The organism is Mycolicibacterium palauense, from assembly GCF_002592005.1.
Lineage (GTDB): Bacteria > Actinomycetota > Actinomycetes > Mycobacteriales > Mycobacteriaceae > Mycobacterium > Mycobacterium palauense.
On the sequence record NZ_NVQF01000143.1, the window covers coordinates 1 to 8,394 of the forward strand.

At 70.0% G+C, this 8,394-nt stretch carries 7 protein-coding genes and 1 pseudogene; 6 read left to right on the forward strand and 2 right to left on the reverse strand.

From position 1 onward, the window contains the following. The first annotated feature begins 396 nt into the window (after window positions 1-396). The 5 genes from CSR00_RS31075 (at window position 397) to CSR00_RS28620 (ending at window position 5,889) form a co-directional block, all read left to right on the forward strand. Window positions 397-1,809, forward strand: a complete 1,413-nt coding sequence (locus CSR00_RS31075; protein WP_099025747.1) for a WS/DGAT/MGAT family O-acyltransferase — start codon at window positions 397-399, stop codon at window positions 1,807-1,809. A 25-nt stretch (window positions 1,810-1,834) separates the two neighbouring features. Next, on the forward strand, window positions 1,835-2,677 hold the full coding sequence (ppk2, locus tag CSR00_RS28605; RefSeq protein WP_099025748.1) for a polyphosphate kinase 2: 843 nt from the start codon (window positions 1,835-1,837) through the stop codon (window positions 2,675-2,677). A 56-nt stretch (window positions 2,678-2,733) separates the two neighbouring features. Continuing rightward, window positions 2,734-3,261 (forward strand): DUF6912 family protein, encoded by a 528-nt coding sequence (locus CSR00_RS28610; RefSeq protein WP_407662534.1) that lies wholly within the window; start codon window positions 2,734-2,736, stop codon window positions 3,259-3,261. Window positions 3,262-3,390: 129 nt separating this feature from the next. After that, a complete protein-coding gene (locus CSR00_RS28615) occupies window positions 3,391-4,527 on the forward strand; it encodes a ferredoxin reductase (RefSeq protein WP_099025749.1) in 1,137 nt (378 codons plus the stop codon). Window positions 4,528-4,596: 69 nt separating this feature from the next. Next, window positions 4,597-5,889 (forward strand): fatty acid desaturase family protein, encoded by a 1,293-nt coding sequence (locus tag CSR00_RS28620; RefSeq protein WP_099025750.1) that lies wholly within the window; start codon window positions 4,597-4,599, stop codon window positions 5,887-5,889. A 15-nt stretch (window positions 5,890-5,904) separates the two neighbouring features. Here CSR00_RS28620 and rsgA read toward each other — a convergent pair whose 3' ends face one another. After that, complete coding sequence (gene rsgA, locus CSR00_RS28625) at window positions 5,905-6,885, reverse strand: ribosome small subunit-dependent GTPase A (protein ID WP_099025751.1); 981 nt, start codon at window positions 6,883-6,885, stop codon at window positions 5,905-5,907. 40 nt (window positions 6,886-6,925) lie between these two features. Continuing rightward, window positions 6,926-8,233, reverse strand: a complete 1,308-nt coding sequence (gene aroA, locus CSR00_RS28630) for a 3-phosphoshikimate 1-carboxyvinyltransferase (protein WP_099025752.1) — start codon at window positions 8,231-8,233, stop codon at window positions 6,926-6,928. 44 nt (window positions 8,234-8,277) lie between these two features. On the opposite strand from aroA, the pseudogene CSR00_RS28635 reads away from it, so the two are divergent. Beyond that, a pseudogene (locus tag CSR00_RS28635) lies at window positions 8,278-8,394 on the forward strand (SOS response-associated peptidase); the annotation flags it as partial.

An 8,394-nucleotide genomic window follows, 5' to 3' on the forward strand; every position in this document is an offset into this window, starting at 1 on the left:
CTGCCGGTGCGCCGGCGGGGGGACCGCGCGCCGCGGCCGGGCCGGGCGGCGACCCCGCCGGCGCACCGGCAGCCGCGGCGTGGAGCCGGCGGCCACGACGGGAGGCTCACAGTCGATGATCGGGGTCACCGACGGCCGCGACGCCGGGGCGGGTGTCGACGCGTGGCCCGGGACCGGGCCTGACGGGGTTCCCGAAGCGGGTACTGGAGTGGATACGAACACGGACGGCACCTCCAACGGGCACGGCGAAACGGGGCGGGCCTGCTGGAGAGTGGGCAGACGGCCTGATGATGGCACAGATCGCCGGCCCGTGTGTGCACCCGCGGTGGGCGCCCTGGGCGCGGGCCGCTACCGTGGCGAGCGCAACTATCGGTGGGGAAGGGGGGCCAAGCCGCGATGGTGACCCGGTTGTCAGCATCGGATGCGTCCTTCTATCAGCTGGAGAACACCTCCACGCCGATGTACGTGGGCTCGCTGTCGATCCTGCGGCGCCCCCGCGCGGGCCTGAGCTACGAGACGCTGCTGGCCACCGTCGAGCAGCGGTTGCCCCAGATTCCCCGGTACCGGCAGAAGGTCCGCGAGGTCACCCTGGGGTTGGCGCGTCCGGTGTGGATCGACGACCGTGACTTCGACATCACCTACCACATCCGCCGCTCGGCCCTGCCCTCGCCGGGCAGCGACGCGCAGCTGCACGATCTGGTCGCGCGGCTGGGCTCGCGCCCGCTCGACAAGTCGCGGCCGCTGTGGGAGATGTACCTGGTCGAGGGCCTGGCGAAGAACCGGATCGCCATCTACACCAAATCGCACCAGGCGCTCGTCAACGGCATGACGGCCCTGGAGATCGGCCACGTCATCGCCGATCGCACCCAACGGCCCCCGGAGTTCGGGGAGGACATCTGGATCCCGTCCCGCGAACCCAGCACCGCCGGCCTGCTGCTCGGCGCGCTCGGGGAGTGGGTGGTGGGTCCCGGGCAACAGCTGCAGGCGGTGCAGTCGGCGGTCGGCGGCATCCTCACCAACTCCGAACAGCTTGTCGCTGCCGGGCAGCGATTCGCCGATGTGGCAAGAACGTTCGCCCGGGGCACCGCGCCGCCCAGCCCGCTCAACGCGCCGGTGTCACGCAATCGGCGTTTCACGGTCGCCGGGCATTCGCTGGAGGACTACCGCACGGTGCGCGCCCGATACGACTGTGACGTCAACGATGTGGTGCTGGCGGTGATCGCGGGTGCGCTGCGGAACTGGCTGCTGTCCCGCGGCGAGCCGGTCACCCCGACGGCCAGTGTCCGCGCGATGGCGCCGATGTCGGTGTACCCCGAGGTCGACCACGACCCGTCGGCGGGCCCCGGGCAGGCGATCGACGAGGTGGCGCCGTTCCTGGTGGACCTGCCGGTGGGGGAGGGCAACGCCGTGGTGCGGCTCTCGCAGATCGCCCACGCCACCGAGTCCCATTCCACGGCAGCCAGCCTGGTCGACGCGCGCACGATCGTCACGCTGTCGGGGTTCGCCCCGCCCACGCTGCACGCCATGGGGATCAGGGTGGCCACCAGCTTCTCGGCGCGGCTGTTCAACCTGCTGATCACCAACGTGCCCGGTGCGCAGTCGCAGATGTATGTGGCGGGCACCAAGCTGCTGGAGACCTACGCGGTGCCTCCGTTGCTGCACAATCAGGTGCTCGCCATCGGGGTGACCTCCTACTGCGGGAGACTGTATTTCGGTATCAACGCCGACCGCGAGGCGATGAGCGACGTGGAGATGTTGCCCGCGCTGCTGGGGGAGTCGCTCGAGGAGCTGCTCGATTCCGCGCAATAGACGGACCTGGCAGTAGAATCCACCGGTGGGAAAGGACAAGAAGTCCAATAGGGGACATCGGCCGCCGAAGCTGCCCAAGGACGTCTACGCCGCCGAATTGTTCCGCCTGCAAACCGAACTCGTGAAACTGCAGGAATGGACCAAGCACACCGGCGCGCGCATCGTGATCGTCTTCGAGGGCCGCGACGCCGCCGGCAAGGGCGGCACCATCAAGCGGATCACCGAATACCTGAGCCCCCGGGTGGCGCGGATCGCCGCGTTGCCCGCACCCAGTGACCGCGAAAAGGGACAGTGGTACTACCAGCGCTATATCGAGCACCTGCCCGCCCGCGGCGAGATCGTGCTGTTCGACCGGTCCTGGTACAACCGGGCCGGGGTGGAGAAGGTGATGGGCTTCTGCACACCCCAGGAGCACACGCTGTTCCTCCGCCAGACCCCGATCATCGAGCAGATGCTCATCGAGGATGGAATCCTGCTGCGCAAGTACTGGTTTTCGGTGTCCGCCGACGAACAGTTGCGGCGGTTCCACAAGCGCATGCACGACCCGGTGCGCCAGTGGAAACTGTCCCCGATGGATCTGGAGTCGGTGTACCGCTGGGAGGACTACTCGCGGGCCAAGGACCAGATGATGGTTCACACCGACACTCCGGTCAGTCCCTGGTTCGTCGTGGAGTCCGACGACAAGAAGCGGGCCCGGCTGAACATGATGGCCCACCTGCTGTCCACCATCGACTACAGCGACGTCGACCGTCCGGCGGTCGAACTGCCGGTCAAGCCGTTGGCCGTGAACAACTACGAGCGGACCTCCCGCGAGGTCATCACCTACGTCGAGGATCACGTCGCCGGCCTGTTCGGAGACCGGCAGTAGTGGCGCCTCGCGCCCTCGCGCTCCGCGCGGCCGGGTCTGCGGCTACCCTCGCACCTGTGCGGGTCTACGTACCGGCCACGCTGGCCATGCTGCAGAAGTTGGTCGCCGACGGGACGCTGTTCCCGCTCGGCGGCACCGCCTTTTCCGTCACCCCGACGTTGCGCGAGGCCTACTCCGACGGCGACGACGAGGAGCTGGCCGAGGTGGCGCTGCGTGAAGCCGCGCTGGCCTCGCTGCGGTTGCTGGCCACCGGCGCCGGCATCGACGCAGTCACCCCCGCCGGAGCCGAGAACGGGTTGCCGCTGCGGCGTGCGGTGCTGGTCGCCGACGTGGACTCGGCCACCCCGCGTCCCGATCTCGACGACGCCGTCGTGCGCCTCGGTGAACCGCTGGCCACCCCCGACGTGGTGGCCGTCTACGTCGACACCGCCGCCGCCGAACCGGCCGTGGCCGCCGCCGTCGAGGTCATCGATGCCGCCGACCTCGGCGACGAGGACGCCGAACTGACGGTGGGCGACGCCCAGGATCACGACCTGGCCTGGTACGCCACACAGGAGCTGCCGTTCCTGCTCGAGCTGCTCTAGACACGGGCGGAACCGGCCCGCGGAGCGGCGAGCCGCACACTGGCTACGCAACCGTAGGTTACGGTACCGTAGCTTTAACGCGAGACCGGATCGCCGTGATCGGTGCGGCCCGGTCGGTCAGGAGATCCGATGGCCAAAAATCACATCAAGATCGGCGCCCGGGTCGCCGACACGGTGCGCCCGACCGTGGCCGGAACCGACAGGCATCGGGGCTGGCACGCCCTGCGCACCCTGGCCGGGCGGATCACCACACCACTGCTGCCCGACGACTACCTGCACCTGGCCAATCCGTTGTGGTCGGCGCGTGAACTGCGCGGGCGCGTGGTCCAGGTGCGTCGCGAGACCGAGGACTCGGCCACCCTGGTGATCAAACCGGGGTGGGGTTTCACCTTCGACTACGAGCCCGGCCAGTACATCGGAATCGGCGTGCTGATGGGCGGGCGGTGGTGCTGGCGCTCCTACTCGCTGACCTCCAGCCCGGTCACGGGACAGCGCACGATCACCATTGCCATCAAGGCGATGCCCGAAGGCTTTCTGTCGAGCCATCTGGTCAGCGGTGTGGCCCCCGGCACGATCGTGCGGCTGGCGGCCCCGCAGGGCAACTTCGTCATGCCCGACCCGGCGCCCCCGCGGGTGCTGTTCCTGACCGGCGGATCCGGCATCACTCCGGTGATGTCGATGCTGCGCACCCTGGTCCGTCGCGATCAGCTCGTCGACGTCGAGCACGTGCACTCCGCGCCCACCGACGCCGACGTCATGTTCGCCGCCGAGCTGGCCGAGCTGGCCCGATCCCGGCCCGGCTACCGCCTCACGGTGCGCGCCACCCGCACCCAGGGCCGGCTCGACCCGGCCCGGCTCGACGAGGTGGTCGCCGACTGGCGTCAGCGCCAGACCTGGGCGTGCGGCCCGGAAGGCATGCTGGATGCGGCCGAGCGGGTGTGGACCGAGGCGGGGATCCCCGAGCGGCTGCACCTGGAGCGCTTCGCGGTGTCCAGGGCGGCGCCGCACGGGGCCGGCGGGACCGTCACCTTCGAGCGCAGTGACAGGGCCGTCGCCGTCGACGGTGCCACCCCGCTGATGGAGGCCGGCGAACAGGCGGGCATCCAGATGCCGTTCGGCTGCCGGATGGGCATCTGTCAGTCGTGTGTGGTCGGCCTGGTCGACGGGTATGTCCGGGACCTGCGCACCGGTGTGGAGCATGCGCCGGGGACCCGGGTGCAGACCTGTGTGTCGGCCGCGTCCGGAGATTGTGTACTGGACGTCTAGGTATTACCAGGTGGTAACCTACGAAGGCGTAGGTTACGGTAGCGTAGGTAAGCGAAGGGAGGACAGGTAATGGCAATCACCGACGTTCCGGCGTTCGCACACCTCACCGACGCCGACATCGACAGCCTTGCGGTGGAGCTCGACGCCATCCGACAGGACATCGAGGACTCCCGGGGCGAGCGCGACGCCCGCTACATCCGGCGGACCATCGCCGCCCAGCGGGCGCTGGAGATCGCCGGCCGGTTGATGCTGGCGGGCAGTTCCAAGCGCAGGTTCTGGTGGGCCGGCACCGCCACCCTCGGCGTGGCCAAGATCATCGAGAACATGGAGATCGGCCACAACGTCATGCACGGCCAGTGGGACTGGATGAACGATCCGGAGATCCACTCCTCCAGCTGGGAATGGGACATGTCCGGTGCGTCCAAGCACTGGCGCTTCACCCACAACTTCATGCATCACAAGTACACCAACATCCTGGGCATGGACGACGATGTGGGCTACGGACTGCTGCGCGTCACGCGTGACCAGAAGTGGAAGCCGCACAACGTCTTCAACCTGTTCTTCAACACCATGCTCGCCACACTCTTCGAGTGGGGCGTGGGCCTTCAGCACCTCGAGCTCGGCAAGATCTTCAAGGGCCGCGACGACCGCAGGGCCACCATGGTGCGGCTGCGTGAGTTCACCACCAAGGCCGGTCATCAGGTGGCCAAGGACTATGTCGCGTTCCCCGCACTGACCTCACTGTCGCCGCACGCCACCTACCGTTCCACGGCGACGGCCAACGCGGTCGCCAACATCATCCGCAACGTGTGGTCCAACGCGGTGATCTTCTGCGGCCATTTCCCCGACGGCGCAGAGAAATTCACCAAGACCGACATGGTCGGCGAGTCCAAGGGTCAGTGGTACCTGCGTCAGATGCTCGGCAGCGCCAACTTCGAGAACGGGCCGGTGCTGCGGTTCATGAGCGGCAACCTGTGTCACCAGATCGAGCACCACATCTACCCGGATCTGCCGAGCAACCGGCTCTATGAGATCTCGCTGCGGGTCCGTCAGATCTGCGACAAGTACGACCTGCCCTACACCACGGGATCGTTCCTGGTGCAGTACGGCAAGACGTGGCGCACCATCGCCAAGCTGTCGCTGCCCGACCGGTATCTGCGTGACACCGCCGACGACGCACCCGAAACCCGCAGTGAGCGGATGTTCGACGCACTCGGGCCGGGTTTCGCCGACGTCGATCCGGGGACGGGTCGGCGACGTGGTCTCAAGAGCGCGATCGCCACGGTGCGGGCATGGCGCCGGGGCAGGGCCGACAGGCGCGCCGCCGGCGAGGCCGGTTCGCGTCCCGACCTGGCCGCCTGACTAGCCGCCGCCTGCCTAGCCTTCGCGCAGCACGGACAGCAGTCGGCGGGCTGCGGCCACCCGGCCCGCCGCGGGTCCGGTCAGGGTGTCCAGGGCGCACTCCGGATCCGCCGGCGGACCCATGTGGCCGCAGCCCCGAGGGCACTCGGCGATCACCTCGGCCAGGTCGGAGAACGCCAGCAGGACGTCGTCGGGGTCGATGTGGGCCAGCCCGAAGGAACGCACCCCCGGAGTGTCGATCACCCAGCCGCCACCCGGTAGCGCCAGCGCCACCGACTGGGTGGAGGTGTGCTTGCCCTTGCCCACACCCGACACCTCACCGATTGCCCGGTCCGCATCCGGGACAAGGCGATTCACCAACGTCGACTTGCCCACCCCGGAGTGACCGAGCAGCACGGTGACCTTGCCGGCCAGTGCCCGTTGGAGCGCGCCGAGGCCGTCGTCGCGTCCGGCGGCGATGACGGTGAGGTCCAGATCGGCGAACTGCGCGGCGAAGGACACGCCGGCGGCCAGGTCCGACTTCGTCAGGCACAGAATGGGTTCGAGTCCGCCGGCGTAGGCGGCGATCAGCGAGCGTTCGACGAAGCCGGTGCGCGGCGGGGGATCGGCCAGCGCCACCACAATGGCCAGCTGGTCGGCGTTGGCGACCACCACCCGTTCCGTGGGGTCGGTGTCGTCGGCGGTGCGCCGCAACACCGTTCGGCGATCGCCGCGGCGCACGATGCGCGCCAGCGTGTCGGGCCGTCCGGACAGGTCGCCGACGATGTCGACGTCGTCGCCGACCACGATCGGGGTGCGGCCCAGCTCGCGTGCGCGCATGGCTGTCACCCGACGGGTGGGATCGTCGTCGAGCACGCATCCCCAGCGGCCGCGGTCCACGGTCACCACCATGGCCGGCTGGGCATCGGCGTGATCGGGGCGGTTCTTGGTGCGCGGCCGCGAACCCTTGCCCGGGCGGATCCGGACGTCGGATTCGTCGTAGTCGCGTCGGCTCAAGGCCGCACCCTGTCCCCGCCGCGGGCCCCGCCCCCGTCGGTCACAGGCCCTGGCCCGCCAACAGCCCCGCCCACATCGCGGGAAAGTCGGGCAGCGTCTTGGCCGTGGTGGCGATGTCCTCCACCTCGACCCCGGGCACCCGCAACCCGACGATGGCGCCGGCCATGGCCATCCGGTGATCGGCGTAGGAGCGCCAGGTGCCGCCGTGCAGGGGCACCGCGGTGATCACCAGGCCGTCCTCGGTTTCGCGGCAGTCACCGCCGAGCCGGTTGATCTCGGTGCTCAGCGCGGCCAGCCGGTCGGTTTCGTGGCCGCGCAGATGCGCGATGCCCCTCAGTCGTGAAACCGATCCCGGCGACGCCAGCGCGGCAAGCACCGCGATCGCCGGGGTCAGCTCCCCGACGTCGCGCAGGTCCACGTCGAGGCCGGCATACTCGGCGGCGCCCTCGACCTGCAGGTGGGCGTCGCTTCGGGTGGCCCGGGTGCCGAGCATGTCCAGGATCCCCAGGATGGTGCCCGCGGGCTGCAGGCTCCGCGCCGGCCAGCCGGTGATACGGACGTCGCCGCCGGTGACCACCGCCGCGGCCAGGAACGGCACCGCGTTGGACAGATCCGGTTCCACCTCCCAGGTCCGGGCCGCCACGGTGCCCGGCGCCACCCGCCAGCGGTTCGGCCCGGCGTCGTCGACCTCGACGCCGGCCCGGCGCAGCATCGCCACGGTCATCGCGATGTGCGGCATCGACGGCACCGCGGAACCGGCCACGGCGGGGCGGTGCAGCACCTCGATGCCCTCGGTGAACGCCGCACCGGAGAGCAGCAACCCGGAGACGAACTGCGAGGACCCCGAGGCGTCGATCTCCACCGTGCCGCCCCGGACCTGCCCGGTGCCCCGCACCGAGAACGGCATCCCGGCACCGTCGATGTCCACGCCGATCGAGCGCAGCGCGTCGAGCAGCGGCGCGATCGGCCGTGCCCGGGCCTGGGCGTCTCCATCGAACTCGACCGCCGCCCGCGCCAGCGCCGCCACCGGCGGCACGAACCGCAGCACGGTGCCGGCCAGGCCGCAGTCCACCCGGGCGTGCTCGCCGGGGGCCAGCCGGCCCGCGACCGTCAGCTCGGCGCCCGCACCCGAGACGTCGAGCCCCAGCGTGCGCAACGCGCCGATCATCAGGTCGGTGTCGCGGCTGCGCAGGGCGCCGGTGATCGTGGACGGTCCCTGCCCCTGCGCGGCCGCCAGGGCCGCCAGCACGAGGGTCCGGTTGGTCAGCGACTTCGATCCGGGGACGGTCACCGTGGCGTGCACGGGTGCGATTGCCGGGGGTGCTGTCCAGGTCTGCAGGGCGGTCACGGCTCCATCCTGCCCTGTCGGGCGGTTCTGGAACCATGGGCCACATGTGTGGACGATTCGCGGTCACCACCGACCCGGCGCTGCTGGCCGAGAAGATCAGGGCCATCGACGAGACCGCCGAGGCGCTCAAGGCCGCCCCTAACTCCCCGGCCCCCAACTCC